Origin of the sequence: Micrococcus sp. TCR-5 (assembly GCF_052220525.1) — a bacterium.
GTDB lineage: Bacteria > Actinomycetota > Actinomycetes > Actinomycetales > Micrococcaceae > Micrococcus > Micrococcus luteus.
In genome coordinates, this window is the sequence record NZ_JBQPDO010000001.1 from 66,075 (window position 1) to 82,072 (window position 15,998).

Consider the following 15,998-nt stretch of genomic DNA (forward strand, 5'->3'; position numbering starts at 1 on the left):
CCCCTGTTCGAACACGTGTTCGAAGAATGCGGTAGAGTCCTGCACAGCAGTGCGACGGGGTGATCTCGTGCACAGGCGGGGCCGGCCACGCTTATCGTGTCCGCCGCCCCCCGTAGATTCACGGACATGACCGAGGCGGGCGCTCCAGCGTCCGCGGCAGCACCACCAGAGCTAGGGGTGAAGGATGAGCAAGGTGACGGATCGCGAGAAGGCCCTCGAGGCCGCTCTCGCCCAGATCGACAAGCAGTTCGGCAAGGGTTCCGTCATGCGGCTGGGGGACCAGACCCAGGCACCCGTCGAGGTCATCCCCACGGGCTCGGTGGCCATGGACGTGGCCCTGGGCATCGGCGGCCTGCCGCGCGGCCGCGTGGTGGAGATCTACGGCCCGGAGTCCTCGGGCAAGACCACCCTGGCCCTGCACGCGGTGGCCAACGCGCAGCGCAACGGCGGCATCGCGGCCTTCATCGACGCGGAGCACGCCCTGGACCCGGTCTACGCCCGCCAGCTCGGGGTGGACACGGACGCCCTGCTGGTCAGCCAGCCGGACACCGGCGAGCAGGCCCTGGAGATCATGGACATGCTCGTCTCCTCGGGCACCCTGGACATCGTCGTCATCGACTCCGTGGCCGCGCTGACCCCGCGCGCCGAGATCGAGGGCGAGATGGGCGACTCCCACGTCGGCCTGCAGGCCCGCCTCATGTCCCAGGCGCTGCGCAAGGTGACCGGCCGCCTGCACCAGACCAAGACCACGGCCATCTTCATCAACCAGCTGCGCGAGAAGATCGGCGTGTTCTTCGGCTCCCCGGAGACCACCACGGGCGGCAAGGCGCTCAAGTTCTATGCGTCCGTGCGCATCGACGTCCGCCGCATCGAGACCCTCAAGGAGGCCGGCAACCCCGTCGGCAACCGCACCCGCGTGAAGATCGTCAAGAACAAGATGGCCCCGCCCTTCAAGCAGGCCGAGTTCGACATCCTCTACGGGGTCGGCATCTCCCGCGAGGGCGGCCTGATCGACATGGGTGTCGAGGAGGGCATCGTCAAGAAGTCCGGCGCGTGGTTCACCTATGACGGGGACCAGCTCGGGCAGGGCAAGGAGAACGCCCGTCGCTTCCTCAAGGACAACCCGGACCTCGCCAACGAGATCGAGGAGCGCATCCTCACGAAGCTCGGCATCGGCGTGGCCCCGGAGGCCGAGGACGACGAGGCCCCGGCCCTGACCGCGGTTCCGGGGGACACCGCGGCCGGATGACCCGATCGCGCCGGAACGTCGGAGGCGGGGCCGCCCACCGGTCGGAGACGACCGGCCGGAGCGGCTCCGCTCCCGGTGCGTCCGCGTTCGACGACGCCCGGGACTCGGACGTGGGCCGGATGTGGCTCGATCTGGCCGGCGCACCGGAGCCGACGTCGTCCGACGCGGACGCCACGGAGGCCGCGCGGAACGCCGTGCCCGCGCACGATGCCGGGACCCCCGCGGGGGACGTCCCGGATCCCGCCCCCGGCGTGGCACCGGATCTCGGGGCCCTGCTGACTCGCGCGAGCGACCTGCCCAGCCCCGCGCCCGGCGCCGGGCCCCGGACGCTGCCCTGGTCCGGGCGCGAGGACACCCGGGCGGACATCGAGCGCCGGGGCCGGAAGCGGGCCACCACGCCCCCGCGGCGTGGCCGTCCTCGCGACGAGGGACGCCCGGCCGTGGATCCCCGCCCCGCCGTCGAGACCGACCGCCCCCGACGTCGCCCCGGCCCGGCGCCCCTGCCCACCGCACCGCGTGAGCGCGAGGAGGCCGCACGCGAGGTCGTCCTGCGCCAGCTCGCCCTGGGCCCCCGCTCCCGCGGCCAGCTCGAACGCAAGCTCGCCGAGCGCCAGGCCGAGCCCGAGCTGATCGAGCGCGTCCTCGACCGCTTCGAGGAGGTGCGCCTCGTGGACGACGCCGCCTTCGCCGAGGTCTGGGTCCGCAGCCGTCACCGAAGCAAGGGCCTGGCGCGCCGTGCCCTCGGGCACGAGCTCCAGCAGAAGGGCGTGGACCGGGAGATCGCCGCCGAGGCGCTCGAGGCCATCGACGGCGAGGACGAACGGGCCGCCGCCCTCGACCTCGTGCGCCGACGGCTGCGGGGCCGCACCGTCCCCGGCGGTGCCTCGCCGGAGGCCCGGGCCGAGCGGGACAAGGTGACCCGCCGCCTCGTCGGCATGCTGGGACGCAAGGGCTACGGCGGCGGCCTCGCGTTCGCCGTCGTGAAGGAGGTCCTCGCCGAGCACGAGGAGTGAGCGGACCCGGGCCGCGCCCGGAGTTCCTAGAATGGTGCGGTGACTCTGACGGACCCCACCCCCCGCACCACCCCGCTCGCGCAGGACGGCGCCGCCGCGCGCCCGCACGAGGGCCTGACCTATGAGGTCCGCACCTTCGGCTGCCAGATGAACGTGCACGACTCCGAGCGCATCTCCGGCCTGCTCGAGTCCACCGGCTACGCCCCGGTCGCCGAGGACGCCCAGGCCGACCTCGTGGTCTTCAACACGTGCGCGGTCCGCGAGAACGCGGACAACCGCCTGTACGGCAACCTCGGCAACCTGCGTGCGGTGAAGGACGCGCACCCGGGCATGCAGATCGCCGTCGGCGGGTGCCTCGCCCAGAAGGACCAGGCCGCCATCCAGCGCAGGGCCCCGTGGGTGGACGTCGTCTTCGGAACCCACAACATCGGCTCCCTGCCCGTGCTGCTGGAGCGCTCGCGCCACAACGCCGAGGCCGAGATCGAGATCCTCGAGTCGCTCGAGGTGTTCCCCTCCACCCTGCCCACCAAGCGCGACTCCACCCACTCCGGCTGGGTGTCCATCTCCGTGGGCTGCAACAACACGTGCACGTTCTGCATCGTCCCGTCGCTGCGCGGCAAGGAGAAGGACCGCCGCCCCGGGGAGATCCTCGCCGAGGTGCAGGCGCTCGTCGACGCCGGCGCCGTCGAGGTCACGCTGCTGGGCCAGAACGTGAACACCTACGGCGTCGAGTTCGGCGACCGCGGCGCGTTCGCCAAGCTGCTGCGCGCGTGCGGGGAGATCGAGGGCCTCGAACGCGTCCGCTTCACCAGCCCCCACCCGGCCGCGTTCACGGACGACGTCATCGACGCGATGGCCGAGACCCCCAACGTCATGCCGCAGCTGCACATGCCCCTGCAGTCGGGCTCGGACAAGGTGCTCAAGGACATGCGCCGCTCCTACCGGTCCGCGAAGTTCCTGCGGATCCTGGAGAAGGTGCGCGAGCGCATCCCGCACGCCGCCATCACCACGGACATCATCGTCGGCTTCCCCGGGGAGACCGAGGAGGACTTCGCCGAGACGATGCGGGTGGTCGAGGCCTCCCGCTTCTCTTCCGCGTTCACCTTCCAGTACTCCATCCGCCCGGGGACCCCGGCCGGGGAGATGGACCACCAGGTGCCCAAGGCCGTCGTCCAGGAGCGCTTCGAGCGCCTCGTGGCCCTGCAGGACCGGATCTCGGCCGAGGAGATGGCCACGCTCGTCGGCACCCGCCAGGAGCTGCTCGTCACCGCCGACTCCGGCTCCAAGGCCGCGGAGCGCGGCCGCCTGTCCGGGCGCGCACCCGACAACCGGCTCGTGCACTTCTCCGTGCCCGCCGGCGCCGAGACCCCCCGCCCCGGCGACTTCGTCACCGTGACGGTCACCGAGGCCCACCCGTTCTTCGCCGTCGCCGACCCGACCGCACAGGACTACGTCCTGCGCCGCTCCCGGGCCGGCGACGCGTGGGACCGCGCCCAGGCCGAGTCGTGCGGCGCGCCCGCCCCCGGCACGGCGGGCGGCTCCGGGGCCACGAGCCTCGGCATGCCGACCCTGCGCCCGCGGTCCTGATGTCCGCCGCCGCGGCCCGGCCGCCCGTCGTCGCCGTCGTCGGGGCGACGGCGACGGGCAAGTCCGCCCTCGCCGTCGCCCTGGCGCACGCGCTGGACGGCGAGGTGGTCAACGGGGACGCCCTGCAGTTCTACCGGGGGATGGACGTGGGCACGGCGAAGGTCACCCAGGCTGAACGCGAGGGCGTCCCGCACCATCAGCTGGACGTGCTCGACGTCGGCCAGGAGGCCTCGGTGGCGGCCTTCCAGTCCGCGGCCCGCGACCTGTTCGACCAGATCCGCGCGCGGGGTCGGACCCCGATCCTCGTGGGTGGCTCCGGGCTGTACGTGCGGGCGGCGCTGGACGTGCTCGAGTTCCCGCCCACGGACCCGGCGCTGCGGGCCGAGCTGGAGGCGCGCGCGCAGCGGGAGGGCCTGGCCGGGCTGAGGGCCGAGCTGGCCGCCCTGGACCCGGTCTCGGCGGAGCGGCTGCAGGACGCCCGCCGCATCGTGCGCGCGCTGGAGGTGTGCCGGCTGACGGGCCGCCCGTTCTCCGCGTTCATGCCGGAGCGCACGTACGCCCCGGAGGTCGCCCCCGTGGTGCAGCTCGGCCTGCGCCTGGACCGGGCCGAGCTGCACCGGCGGATCGCGGCCCGGGTGGAGCGCATGCTGGCCGAGGGCCTGCTGGACGAGGTCCGCCGCCTTGACGTCCCCGGGCCGGACGGGCTGCGGCAGGGACCGACCGCGTCCCGCGCGATCGGCTACGCCCAGATGCTCGCCGTCTTCGACGGCGAGCTCACCGAGGCGGAGGCGGCCGAGCAGACCGTCGTGGCCACGCGCCGGTTCGCCCGACGCCAGGAGACCTGGTTCCGGGCCGACCCGCGCGTCGTCTGGCTCGACGCGCAGGGCGAGGACGTCGTGGCGGAGGCGCTCGCCGTCGTCGCCGGGGGCGCCACCTAGACTGGGCCCATGACCGAGCAGCCCGCGGCGCCCGCCGCCCAGGACCCCCTCCACGCGAGCGCGCCGCGCGTGCCGTTCACGAAGGGCCATGGCACGGGCAACGACTTCGTGCTGATCGCCGACCCGGACGGCAACACGCAGCTCGACGCCCAGCGCGTCGCACGGCTGGCTGACCGGCACCGGGGGATCGGCGCCGACGGCGTCATCCGCGCCGTGCGGTCCGCGCGCCTGCCGGAGGGTGCGGCGCTGCTCGCCGAGCACCCCGAGGCCGAGTGGTTCATGGACTACCGCAACGGCGACGGCTCGATCGCCGAGATGTGCGGCAACGGGGTGCGCGTCTTCGTGCACTTCCTGGTCGAGAAGGGCCTCGTGGACCTGGCCCCCGGCCGGTCGATCACCATCGGCACGCGCGCCGGCGTGAAGGCCGTGACCCGGCTCGAGCACGGCTACGCGATCGACATGGGCCCCTGGTCGTACCTCAACCCCGAGCTGGCGGAGGAGGCGGCGTCGGACTCGATGGTCCTCGCCCACGGCCTCACCGATCCGCGTCCGGCGCTGAGCGTCTCGATGGGCAACCCCCACACCGTGGTCCCGCTGGCCTCCTTCGCCGACCTGCAGGGTCTGGACCTGGGCCGCGCCCCCGAGGTGGACCCGGCTCCGCCGCACGGCACGAACGTCGAGTTCGTGGCCGCGCACGAGCCGCTCGTGCGCGAGGGCGTCGGCCGCGTGCGGATGCGCGTGCACGAGCGCGGGGTGGGCGAGACCCAGTCCTGCGGGACGGGCGCGTGCGCGGCGGCTGTGGCGATGCGCGCGTGGTCGGGCGACCAGGGCTCGGACTCGTGGCTCGTCGAGGTGCCCGGTGGCGTGCTGGCCGTGGATGTCGTGCCGGGTCCGGAGGGGGCCGAGCACGTGGTCCTCTCGGGGCCGGCCGAGCTGGTCTTCGACGGCGAACTCACCGCCTGACCGCTTTCGTTCGGGAAACGGCGGGCCACGAACCGCTGTCGTTCGGGAAACGGCGCCTCAGCGCGCCCGCGCCACCCGCAGGATCCGGAAGCCCTTGACGCTGTCCGCCCGCTCCGCGGTGAACCGGCTGGGCGCGCGCTCCTCGAGCATCCGGCCGATCCACGGCAGCAGCGAGTCCGCGCCGAGGTTCTTCTGCACCACCAGCCAGGCTTCGCCGCCGGGGGCCAGTCGTGGCAGCCACCGCTCCAGCAGGGCGTGCAGCGCCGGCTTGCCGATCCGGATGGGCGGGTTGGACCAGATGAGGTCGAACTCCGCGCCCTCGGGGACGTCCTCCGGCCGCAGTGCCACGACATTGCCGAGGCCCAGCGCCGCGGCGTTGTCGCGGGTCAGCTGCAGGGAGCGGTCGTTGACCTCGACGGCGGTCACCTCCGCCTCGGGCGACCGCAGCGCCAGCGTGAGGGCGACCGGCCCCCAGCCCGCGCCGACGTCGAGGAACCGGCCCCTCGCCGGCGGCGCGGGCACGGCCGAGAACAGGGCCGCGGTGCCCTTGTCCAGACCGTCCGGGGAGAAGATCCCGTTGGCCGTCTGGACCTCGACGTCGCGGCCGGCCAGGCGGGTCCGCAGGGTGCGGCGCCGCTCGGGCGCGGAGGGGTCGGCGTCGAAGTAGTGGGATGCGGAGCTCACGGCGACCATGGTAGCCAGCAGGTCGTCGCGGCCCTCAGCCCGACGCCGGCCCGGCCAGGTCCGCGAGGATCGCGCGCGCTGCGTCGCGCCCGGCGCGGTTGGCCCCGACCGTGGACTGGGAGGGGCCGTAGCCGAGGAGGAACAGGCGCGGCTCGTCCAGGGCGCGCGCGCCCGCCACGCGGATGCCGCCGGCGGGCGTGCGCAGCCGCAGGGGAGCGAGGTGCCGGATCGCCGGCCGGAAGCCGGTGGCCCAGAGGATCACGTCCGCCGGTTCGAACGAGCCGTCGGGCATCCGCACCCCGTCCGGCTCGACGGCCGTGAACATGGGGTGGCGCACCAGCACGCCTCGTGTCTCGGCCTCGCGCACCCAGGACGAGCGGTGCATCCCGGTCGCCTCGACCACGGAGCCCGGCGGCAGGCCCGCACGGGTCCGTTCGTCCACCCCGCGCACCGACTCGGCCAGGGCGCCGGGCGCGGCCGAGTCCTGCCACTGCGGCTCGCGGCGGGTCACCCACAGGGTGTCCGCGACCGTGGAGGTCTCGGCCAGCAGCTGCGTCGCCGAGACGCCCATGCCCACGATCCCCACCCGCTGCCCGGCGAACTCGTCCTTGGACACGTAGTCATGGGTGTGCAGCTGCCGGCCGCGGAACGAGCGCATCCCGGGCACCGAGGGCCACCGCGGGGACGTCCAGGTGCCGGTCGCGTTGACCACGAAGTCCGCCCGCCACGTGCCCGGCGCCCCGTCCGTGCGGACGAAGAACCCGCGCGCACGTCCCGGCTCGCCGATCCGCTCGACGCGCCTCACGCGCACGGGCCGCCGGATCGGCAGGGCGAACCGTGCCTCGTAGTCCGCGAAGTAGGCCGGCAGCAGGGCGTTGGCGCGCGCGGCCGGGTCGGCCGGCGGCACCGGGTCGCCGGGCAGCTCGTGGATGTGGTTGACGGTGGCCATCGTGAGCGAGTCCCAGCGGTGCTGCCAGGCCCCGCCCGGGGCGGTCTCCGCGTCGAGCACCACGAACGTGCCGGGGGCGTCCTCGGGGACGCCGGCGGCGCCGTCGTCGTTCGGAGTCAGCCCCACGAAGCCGCGGCGGCGCAGGTGGTAGGCGGCGGACAGCCCCGCCTGGCCCGCGCCGATCACGACGACGGTCGCCCGGCCCGTCCGGCCGGGCTGCGGCGGGGCGGGGGAGGGGGACGCGGTCATGCCCGCAGGATACGTGCGCGTCGTCAGCGGACCGGGCGCCGGGGCCCCTGTCGCCCACACGCGCCGCCCGGTACACTCGACGCCCATGTGGATCTTCCTGCGCTGACGCCCCCGCGTCACTGCCCGCCCCCGCCCCCTCGCGCGCCCGCCTCGGATGAGGCCGTCGAGCGCGCCCCGGCACCTGATGGAGATCCCATCATGGACGATGTGGTCCGCCCCTGCACGCCCGCCGACGAGACTTCGTGGCTGCGGTGCCGCGTGCTCGCCTTCCTCCCGCGAACGGAGCCGCCGCGAGATCGTCGCAGCGCGGCGCCGACCCCTGCCCACACGGCCGTGCGCGTCACCCGTCACGTCCGCCCCCTGCGGACAGCCGCCTAACGCGTCCGCGCACCCCTTTACCCTGAGACCATCGGGCCACCCGACCGCGGCGGCCCAGAGGAGACCATGACTGAGAAGAACCAGCACACCCCCGGCCCCCAGGGCACCCACGGCTCCGAGGACGAGATCCAGGCCGTGATCGAGCGCATCCTGGCCGCCGATGACGCTCGCCGTGCCTCCGAGCGCGAGGCGACCGGGCGCGGCTCCGCGGTCAGCGTGGCCGCGGACGACGAGGGCGCCCCCGACGCCGGCACCCCGGACCGTTCCGGCGCGCTCGCGGGCCGCGCACTCGCCCTGAACGAGGGCGAGGACGGCCACACGGACGCCGACGGCGACCAGGACGAGCTCGCCGCGCGTCACTCGCTCAAGCGCGTGCAGGGCCTGTCCACCGAGCTCGAGGACATGACCGAGGTCGAGTACCGCCAGCTGCGCCTGGAGCGCGTGGTGCTGGCGGGCGTCTGGACCGAGGGCTCCGCGGAGGACGCGGAGAACTCCCTGAGGGAGCTCGCCGCGCTCGCCGAGACCGCGGGCTCGGAGGTGCTCGACGGCGTCATCCAGCGCCGTGCCACCCCGGACCCGGCCACGTTCCTCGGCAAGGGCAAGGCGCAGGAGCTCGCCGAGATCGTGGCGCTCTACGGCGCGGACACCGTGGTGGTGGACTCCGAGCTCGCCCCGTCCCAGCGCCGTGCGCTGGAGGACGTGGTGCGGGTGAAGGTGATCGACCGGACCGCGCTGATCCTGGACATCTTCGCCCAGCACGCGAGCTCGCGTGAGGGCCGCGCCCAGGTCGAGCTCGCGCAGCTCGAGTACCTGCTGCCGCGCCTGCGCGGCTGGGGCGATTCCATGTCCCGGCAGGCCGGCGGCCGTGCCGCCGCCGGCGAGGGCATCGGCTCCCGCGGCCCCGGCGAGACCAAGATCGAGCTGGACCGCCGCCGCATCCGCACCCGCATGGCGAAGCTGCGCCGGGACATCGCCGGGATGAAGCCGGCACGCGAGGCCAAGCGCGCCAACCGTCGTCGCAACCGGGTGCCGTCCGTGGCGATCGCCGGCTACACCAACGCCGGCAAGTCGTCCCTGCTCAACCGCCTCACCCACGCCGGGGTGCTCGTGGAGAACGCCCTGTTCGCCACCCTGGACCCCACCGTGCGCAAGGCCATGACGCCGGACGGCATCGGCTACACCCTCTCGGACACGGTCGGCTTCGTGCGGAACCTGCCCACGCAGCTGGTCGAGGCGTTCCGCTCCACCCTCGAGGAGGTCGCGGACGCGGACGTCATCCTGCACGTCGTGGACGGCTCGCACCCGGACCCCGAGGGCCAGATCGCCGCGGTGCGCTCCGTGTTCGCGGAGGTGGACGCGCACCGGATCCCCGAGATCATCGTGCTGAACAAGGCGGACGCGGCGGACCCGGCCGTCGTCGCCCGGATCCGGTCCAAGGAGCCCCACGCCGTGGTGGTCTCCGCGCGCACCGGCGAGGGCATCGACGAGCTCGAGCGCGCCATCGCGGCCACCATCCCGCGGCCTGACGTGCGGCTCGAACTGCTGATCCCGTTCACCCGGGGTGAGCTGGTCTCCCGCCTCCACTCGGCGGACGCGGAGATCCTGGCCGAGGGCTACGAGGAGGGCGGCACCCGCCTGTCCGTGCTGGTCCGTGAGGACATCGCGTTGGACTTCGCCGAGTTCGTCGTGGAGGCGGACGCGTTGTGAGCGGCGGGGCGGAGGAAGTCGGGGCGGGCGGCGCGCAGCCCCGCACGGAGCGCGAGCGCGAGGCGCTGCGCCTGCTGGACGCCGCGGTGCAGGCCACCGGCGGCCAGCATCGCGCGGGCCAGCGGGAGATGGTGCTGCAGGTGGCGCGCGCCCTCGAGTCGCGCCGCCACCTGCTCGTGCAGGCCGGCACCGGCACCGGCAAGTCCCTCGCCTACCTCATCCCCGCGATCCAGCACGCGATGACGCAGGAGGACCCCGTCGTCGTCGCCACGGCCACGCTCGCGCTGCAGGCCCAGATCATGAAGCGGGACGCCCCTCGGCTGGTCGAGGCGCTCAAGGACGAGCTGCCTCGCGAGCCCGTCGTCGCCCTGGTCAAGGGCCGCTCCAACTACCTGTGCCGGCACAAGGTGGACGGCGGCTACCCCGGGGACGAGGGCGAGGAGGCCCTCTTCACGGTCGCCGACGACGGCGGGGTGATCGGCTCCGCCACGGACGGCGCCGCCGGGCCCTCCTCCCTGTTGGGCAAGGAGGTGATGTACCTGCGGGCGTGGGCGGACCAGACCGAGACCGGGGACCGCGACGACCTCGAGGTCCCCGTCACCGACCGCGCGTGGCGGCAGGTCTCCGTCTCCGCGGTCGACTGCCTCGGCGCGTCCCGCTGCCCCCAGGCCGAGGAGTGCTTCTCCGAGCGGGCCCGCGCGGACGCGGCGGACGCGGACGTCGTGGTCACCAACCACGCGATGCTCGCCATCAGCGCCTTCGAGGGGCTCGCGGTGCTGCCGGCGTACTCGGCCGTCGTCGTGGACGAGGCCCACGAGCTGCAGGACCGGGTGACCGGTGCGGTCACCGGGCAGCTGTCCGGGTCGATCGTGCACGGCGCCGCCACCTCGCTGCGCCGTCACACCACCGTGGCCGTGGAGGACCTGATCGAAGCCGGGGCGGCCCTGGACCGCGCGTTCACGGACACCCCGTCCGGCCTGATCGCCGCCGGCCCGGACGAGGTGCAGGAGCAGGCCCTCACCGGCGTCCTCACGGCCGCGCGCCAGTGCCTGTCCGACCTCGGCCAGGACAAGGACAAGGAGGCCGACGCCGACGGCGGACGGCAGATGGCGCGCTCGCGGATCCTCGAGGTCCTCGAGGTGGTGGAGCGCATGCTCGCCGCCAGGCCCGAGGCCGACTTCCCCGAGGTGCTGTGGGCCACCCGCCCCGGCCACTTCGAGCCCGGCGTGGGCTGGCAGCCGGGGGACGAGACCGACCCGCCCCAGCTCTACGTGGCCCCGCTCTCGGTGGCCGGCAAGCTGCGGGAGGGCCTGTTCGGCAAGGCGACGACGGTGCTCACCTCCGCCACGCTCACCGTGGGCTCGGGGGAGCGCCGGTTCGACTCGGTGGCCGGCGACGTGGGCCTGGCCGGTCCGGACGCCCCGAAGTTCGAGGCCCTCGACGTCGGCAGCCCCTTCGACTACCCGCGTCAGGGGGTGCTCTACGTGGCCCGGCACCTGCCCCGGCCCGGCAGGACGGCCTCGCCGGAGTCCCTGGATGAGCTCGAGGCGCTCCTGAGGGCGTCGCGGGGCGGGGCCCTCGGCCTGTTCTCCTCGCGCCGGGCGGCCGAGGACGCCGCCGCCGAGATGCGCCGTCGGCTCGGGCCGAAGACCACGATCCTGTGCCAGGGGGACGCGACCCTCTCCGCCCTCGTGCGCCAGTTCGCCGAGGAGCCGGACACGTCCCTGCTCGGCACCATGAGCCTGTGGCAGGGCGTGGACGTGCCGGGGAACTCGCTGCGGCTGGTGGTGATCGACCGCATCCCGTTCCCGCGGCCGGACGACCCGCTCTCCCAGGCCCGCACCCGGGACGTCGCCCGGCACGGCGGCAACGGGTTCATGCGGATCTCCGCCACGCACGCGGCCGTGCGCATGGCCCAGGGCGCCGGGCGCCTCGTGCGCTCCGTGACGGACCGCGGCGTGGTGGCCGTGCTGGACCCCCGCCTGGCCACCGAGCGGTACGGCGGCTACATCACGAGCGCCCTGCCGGACTTCTGGCGCACCACGGACGGCGACGTCGTCCGTGGGGTGCTGGCACGGCTCGCCTCGGGCGATTGAGCTCGCTCGGCCTCGGGCCGTCAGCCCGGCCCGGTCGGAGGGAGCGGGTCAGAGCGAACGCAGGACCGTGACGACCCGCCCCATCACGGTGGCGTGATCGCCGAGGATGGGCTCGTAGGCCGTGTTCTGGGGGAGGAGCCAGGTGTGCCCGTCGCGGCGGCGGAAGGTCTTCACGGTGGCCTCGTCGTCGAGCAGGGCCGCGACGATGTCGCCGTTCTCCGCCGTCTCCTGCCGGCGCACCACCACCCAGTCGCCGTCGCAGATCGCGGCGTCCACCATCGAGTCACCCGTGACACGCAGCATGAACAGCTCGCCCTCGCCCGTGAGGCGTCGCGGGATCGCCATGACGTCCTCGACCTGCTGCTCGGCCAGGACGGGGCCGCCCGCCGCGATGCGGCCGACCCAGGGGACCGGCACGCTGTCCGCCTCGTCCGTGCCGGTGTGCCACGCGGGGATCGTGGAGACCTGCGACGACGGCGCAGCGGCGGGGGAGGCGGCCTCGCCCAGCGGGGTGCCGTCCACGTCGAGCAGCACCTCGAGGGCACGCGGGCGTCCGGGGTCGCGCCGGATGTAGCCGTGCCGCTCGAGACGGCCCAGCTGGTGCGTGACGGAGGAGAGCGAGGCCAGGCCCGCGGCGTCGCCGATCTCGCGCATGGAGGGCGGGTAGCCGTGGTCGGCGATCGCGTCCCGGATGGTCTGCACGATCCGCCGCTGGCGGTCGGTGAGCGGCGCGCGCGCCGCCGGCTGATCGTCGGTGGTGCTCATGGCTGCCGTCCGTTCTCCCGGGGTGATGGTGGCCGGACTCGTGTTCCGGCGTCCGGCTGCCGTCCGGACGCTTACCGTGTCCGCCCCCGCTGGTTGCCTGTGTCCTGGCGATCCCCGGGGGCGTTCCGGGGCGTCCGTGCATCGCTTCGAGCCTAGAGGAGAGCCGCCTCTCCTTCAAAGATATGTTCGATCTCGTCGTGGCGTGTCTCGAACACCTGTGCTAGAAAGGGATTCGAACGGATTCGAACATATGTTCGATCGCCTGGAGGGCATCCGCCCCGGAGGAGGACACCATGACGCTCACCACCGCCCAGTTCGCCGGTTCGCCCGCGACGGCGCGGCCGCGTCCGGCCACCATCCGTCTGACCCGCCGCGGCCGCCTCGTGCTGCGGGGGATCCCCGTGATCGCCGCGGCCGTGGCCGCCACGCTGGCGGCCGCCTTCTTCCTGGGTGTGCTGCTGTCGCCCGCCGCGGTGTCCGCGGACACCGCGGGACCGGCCACCCAGTCCGTCACGGTCATGCCCGGGGACAGCCTGTGGACCATCGCCGCCACGGTGGCGCCGGAGGCGGACGTCTACGAGGTGATCGCCACGATCGACGAGCTCAACGGGCTCGAGGGCCGGGCCCCCGCGCCGGGCGAGGAGCTGTTCGTCCCGGCCATGCGGTGACGCACGGCGGGCCTCGCCCTCCACGGTTCCTAGACTGGCGGCCATGACCGACCTCAGCTCCCTGCCCCTGCGCGAGAACCTCCGCGGCCTGAGCCCCTACGGCGCCCCCCAGCTGGACGTGCCGTACATGCTCAACACCAACGAGAACACGCATCCGGTGCCGCAGGAGGTCGCCACCGCCATCGCCGAGCGGGTCGCGGCCGTCGCCGGGGGGCTGAACCGCTACCCGGACCGCGAGTTCACGGGGCTGCGACGTGCGCTCGCCGGCTACCTCGGCCACGGCCTCACGGCGGACCACGTGTGGGCCGGCAACGGCTCCAACGAGATCCTGCAGCAGATCCTCCAGGCCTTCGGCGGCCCCGGACGGACACTGCTGAGCTTCCTGCCCTCGTACTCCATGTACCCGCTGCTGGCCGGCGGCACGGACACCGTGTTCGTGGACGGCGGCCGCGCCGCGGACCACACCCTCAGCGCCGAGCACGCGGCGGCCATGGTGCGGGAGCACCGTCCGCACGTCGTCTTCCTGGCCTCCCCCAACAACCCGACGGGCACGGCCCTGGACCTGGCGACCATCGAGGCCGTGTACGCCGCGCAGGCGCAGAACGAGGCCGCCGGCGGGCCCGGCGCGATGGTCGTCGTGGACGAGGCCTACGCGGAGTTCGCCCTCGCCGGCACCCGCTCCGCCCTTACGCTCCTGCCCGGCCGCGAGCGGCTGATCGTCACGCGCACCATGTCCAAGGCGTTCGCCCTGGCCGGCGCGCGCCTGGGCTACCTGGCCGCGGACCCCGCCGTCGCCGACGCCCTGCGCCTGGTGCGCCTGCCGTACCACCTCTCCGCGGTCACGCAGGCCACGGCGGAGGCCGCCCTCGACCACGTGGACGCGCTGCTGCGCACCGTGGAGGACATCAAGGCCCAGCGCGACCGCATCGTCTCCACCCTGCGCGGCCTGGGACTGAGGCCCTCGGTGTCCGACTCGAACTTCGTCTTCTTCGGTCACCTCGAGGACGCGTCCGACGTGTGGCGCCGCCTGCTCGACCGCGGCGTCCTCGTGCGGGACGTCGGCATCCCGCACCACCTGCGCGTCACCGCCGGCACCGAGGCGGAGACGACGGCGTTCCTCACCGCTCTCGCGGAGGTCCTCGGCGAGACCGGGGACCGGTCCTGAGGCGTCACCGGAGTCTCGGCGTCCGCCCGGCTCCCTAGGATAGGGACAGCGCGCGCGGCGCCCCGGCCCGCCGGCACCGGCCGCGCGCACCCGCATCCCCCCGCACCCGTCCCGGACCGGTGCGGACCCAGCCCGAGGAGGACCCGTGGCAGCCGAGTTGATCTCCGGACGCCGTGCGCGCATGACGCGCACCACGAGCGAGTCGGACGTGTACGTCGAGATGGATCTGGACGGCACCGGCCGCGCTGAGATCTCCACCACCGTGCCGTTCTACGACCACATGCTCACCGCGCTGTCCCGGCACTCCCAGATCGACCTGACGGTCCGTGCCACCGGGGACACGCACATCGACGTGCACCACACGGTCGAGGACGTCGCCATCACCCTGGGCGAGGTGCTCAAGACGGCGCTCGGGGACAAGTCCGGCATCCGCCGCTTCGGCGAGGCGTCCGTGCCGCTGGACGAGGCGCTGGCGCGCGCCGTCGTCGACGTCTCCGGCCGGCCGTACCTCGTGCACGAGGGCGAGCCCGAGGGGCAGCAGTACCACCTCATCGGCGGGCACTTCACCGGTTCCATGACCCGCCATGTGTTCGAGTCGATCACGTACCACGCGGCGATCTGCCTCCACATGGACGTCGTGCGGGGCCGGGATCCGCACCACATCGTCGAGGCGCAGTTCAAGGCCTTCGCCCGCGCCCTGCGCGCCGCCGTCGAGGACGACCCCCGCATGACCGGCGTGCCCTCCACCAAGGGCGCCCTCTGATGGCCCGCCCCACCACCGTCCCCGGCGTGCGGCCGCGCGTCGCCGTCCTGGACTACGGCTCGGGCAACGTGCACTCGGCGCTGCGTGCCGTGGAGCGGGCCGGCGCGGAGGTCGAGCTCACGCGCGATCCGCAGGCCGTGCAGGAGGCCGACGGGCTGCTCGTGCCCGGTGTCGGGGCGTACGCGTCCGTGATGCGGGCACTGACCGAGGTCGGCGGCACCCGCTGGATCGGCCGCCGCGTGGCCGGGGGCCGACCCGTCCTCGGCATCTGCGTGGGCCACCAGATCCTCTTCGACGCCGGCGTCGAGCACGGCGAGCGCACCGCGGGCATGGGGGAGTGGCCGGGTGTCGTCGCCGAGCTGCCCGCCAAGGTCCTGCCGCACATGGGCTGGAACACCGTCCGGCCGCCCGAGGGCAGCGCCCTCTTCGCGGGCATCGAGGACGAGCGGTTCTACTTCGTCCACTCCTACGGCGTGCTCGACTGGGAGTTCGACCAGACGATCTCCGCCATGCGTCCGCCCCAGGTCACCTGGGCGCACCACGGCGTGGACTTCATCGCCGCCGTGGAGAACGGCCCCCTGTCCGCCACGCAGTTCCACCCCGAGAAGTCCGGGGATGCCGGGCTGCAGCTGCTGCGCAACTGGCTGGAGACCCTCTGATGCCCTACTGGTCCGTCCTGTACCTCGCCCTCGGCGGGCTGCTGCTCGGCGCCGCCTGGTCCATGCGCACGCAGAAGGCGCCGCTGTGGGCCATCGTGATCGTCCTCGTGCTGGCCGGCATGGCCATCGCCGCCTCCTTCCTGACCGTCGGCGCCTGATCGCGCC

Annotated in this window: 15 protein-coding genes; 12 read left to right on the forward strand and 3 right to left on the reverse strand. The window is 74.0% G+C overall.

The genetic code is table 11. The features are described 5' to 3' along the window. The first annotated feature begins 184 nt into the window (after window positions 1–184). The 5 genes from recA to dapF are packed head-to-tail and all read left to right on the forward strand — an operon-like array spanning window position 185 to window position 5,750. Window positions 185–1,249: a recombinase RecA gene (gene recA, locus ACTSKS_RS00315; RefSeq protein ID WP_041104259.1), complete on the forward strand. Its 1,065-nt coding sequence runs from the start codon at window positions 185–187 to the stop codon at window positions 1,247–1,249. Further along, window positions 1,246–2,262 (forward strand): regulatory protein RecX, encoded by a 1,017-nt coding sequence (locus ACTSKS_RS00320; protein ID WP_134416534.1) that lies wholly within the window; start codon window positions 1,246–1,248, stop codon window positions 2,260–2,262. Before recA ends, ACTSKS_RS00320 begins: the two co-directional genes overlap by 4 nt. 39 nt (window positions 2,263–2,301) lie before the next feature. Next, a complete protein-coding gene (gene miaB / locus ACTSKS_RS00325) occupies window positions 2,302–3,849 on the forward strand; it encodes a tRNA (N6-isopentenyl adenosine(37)-C2)-methylthiotransferase MiaB (RefSeq protein ID WP_020628159.1) in 1,548 nt (515 codons plus the stop codon). Further along, entirely contained in the window at window positions 3,849–4,787 is a 939-nt protein-coding gene (gene miaA, locus ACTSKS_RS00330) for a tRNA (adenosine(37)-N6)-dimethylallyltransferase MiaA (RefSeq protein ID WP_256836270.1), read from the forward strand. The genes miaB and miaA overlap by 1 nt, the downstream gene beginning before the upstream one ends. Before the next feature lie 9 nt (window positions 4,788–4,796). Next, window positions 4,797–5,750, forward strand: coding sequence for a diaminopimelate epimerase (dapF, locus tag ACTSKS_RS00335; RefSeq protein WP_442927198.1), 954 nt, complete (start codon window positions 4,797–4,799; stop codon window positions 5,748–5,750). Window positions 5,751–5,807: 57 nt separating this feature from the next. On the opposite strand, the gene ACTSKS_RS00340 is transcribed toward dapF, so the two are convergent. Beyond that, window positions 5,808–6,443, reverse strand: a complete 636-nt coding sequence (locus ACTSKS_RS00340) for a class I SAM-dependent methyltransferase (RefSeq protein WP_134416538.1) — start codon at window positions 6,441–6,443, stop codon at window positions 5,808–5,810. Between the two features lie 25 nt (window positions 6,444–6,468). After that, entirely contained in the window at window positions 6,469–7,632 is a 1,164-nt protein-coding gene (locus ACTSKS_RS00345; protein WP_095695527.1) for an NAD(P)-binding domain-containing protein, read from the reverse strand. A 444-nt stretch (window positions 7,633–8,076) separates the two neighbouring features. Between ACTSKS_RS00345 and hflX the strand changes: the two genes are divergently transcribed. Both hflX and ACTSKS_RS00355 read left to right on the forward strand, forming a co-directional pair. Beyond that, window positions 8,077–9,717 carry a GTPase HflX gene (hflX, locus tag ACTSKS_RS00350; RefSeq protein WP_442927199.1) on the forward strand — a complete coding sequence of 547 codons (1,641 nt, stop codon included), beginning with the start codon at window positions 8,077–8,079 and terminating at the stop codon, window positions 9,715–9,717. Beyond that, the gene (locus ACTSKS_RS00355; protein WP_442927200.1) at window positions 9,714–11,813 is read left to right on the forward strand and encodes an ATP-dependent DNA helicase; all 2,100 of its coding nucleotides are present in this window, start codon (window positions 9,714–9,716) and stop codon (window positions 11,811–11,813) included. Before hflX ends, ACTSKS_RS00355 begins: the two co-directional genes overlap by 4 nt. A 48-nt stretch (window positions 11,814–11,861) precedes the next feature. Here the strand turns inward: ACTSKS_RS00355 and lexA are convergent, their stop codons facing one another. Beyond that, complete coding sequence (gene lexA / locus ACTSKS_RS00360) at window positions 11,862–12,578, reverse strand: transcriptional repressor LexA (protein WP_063190303.1); 717 nt, start codon at window positions 12,576–12,578, stop codon at window positions 11,862–11,864. A 293-nt stretch (window positions 12,579–12,871) separates the two neighbouring features. Between lexA and ACTSKS_RS00365 the strand changes: the two genes are divergently transcribed. The 5 genes from ACTSKS_RS00365 (at window position 12,872) to ACTSKS_RS00385 (ending at window position 15,991) form a co-directional block, all read left to right on the forward strand. Next, window positions 12,872–13,246 (forward strand): LysM peptidoglycan-binding domain-containing protein, encoded by a 375-nt coding sequence (locus tag ACTSKS_RS00365; RefSeq protein WP_044658585.1) that lies wholly within the window; start codon window positions 12,872–12,874, stop codon window positions 13,244–13,246. Window positions 13,247–13,289: 43 nt separating this feature from the next. Then, window positions 13,290–14,411 carry a histidinol-phosphate transaminase gene (locus ACTSKS_RS00370; RefSeq protein ID WP_044658584.1) on the forward strand — a complete coding sequence of 374 codons (1,122 nt, stop codon included), beginning with the start codon at window positions 13,290–13,292 and terminating at the stop codon, window positions 14,409–14,411. A 181-nt stretch (window positions 14,412–14,592) separates the two neighbouring features. Then, window positions 14,593–15,174, forward strand: a complete 582-nt coding sequence (hisB, locus tag ACTSKS_RS00375) for an imidazoleglycerol-phosphate dehydratase HisB (protein ID WP_152743305.1) — start codon at window positions 14,593–14,595, stop codon at window positions 15,172–15,174. Next, window positions 15,174–15,833, forward strand: a complete 660-nt coding sequence (hisH, locus tag ACTSKS_RS00380) for an imidazole glycerol phosphate synthase subunit HisH (RefSeq protein WP_200968526.1) — start codon at window positions 15,174–15,176, stop codon at window positions 15,831–15,833. The genes hisB and hisH overlap by 1 nt, the downstream gene beginning before the upstream one ends. Further along, window positions 15,833–15,991: a hypothetical protein gene (locus ACTSKS_RS00385; RefSeq protein WP_004167696.1), complete on the forward strand. Its 159-nt coding sequence runs from the start codon at window positions 15,833–15,835 to the stop codon at window positions 15,989–15,991. The genes hisH and ACTSKS_RS00385 overlap by 1 nt, the downstream gene beginning before the upstream one ends. Window positions 15,992–15,998 lie beyond the last annotated feature (7 nt).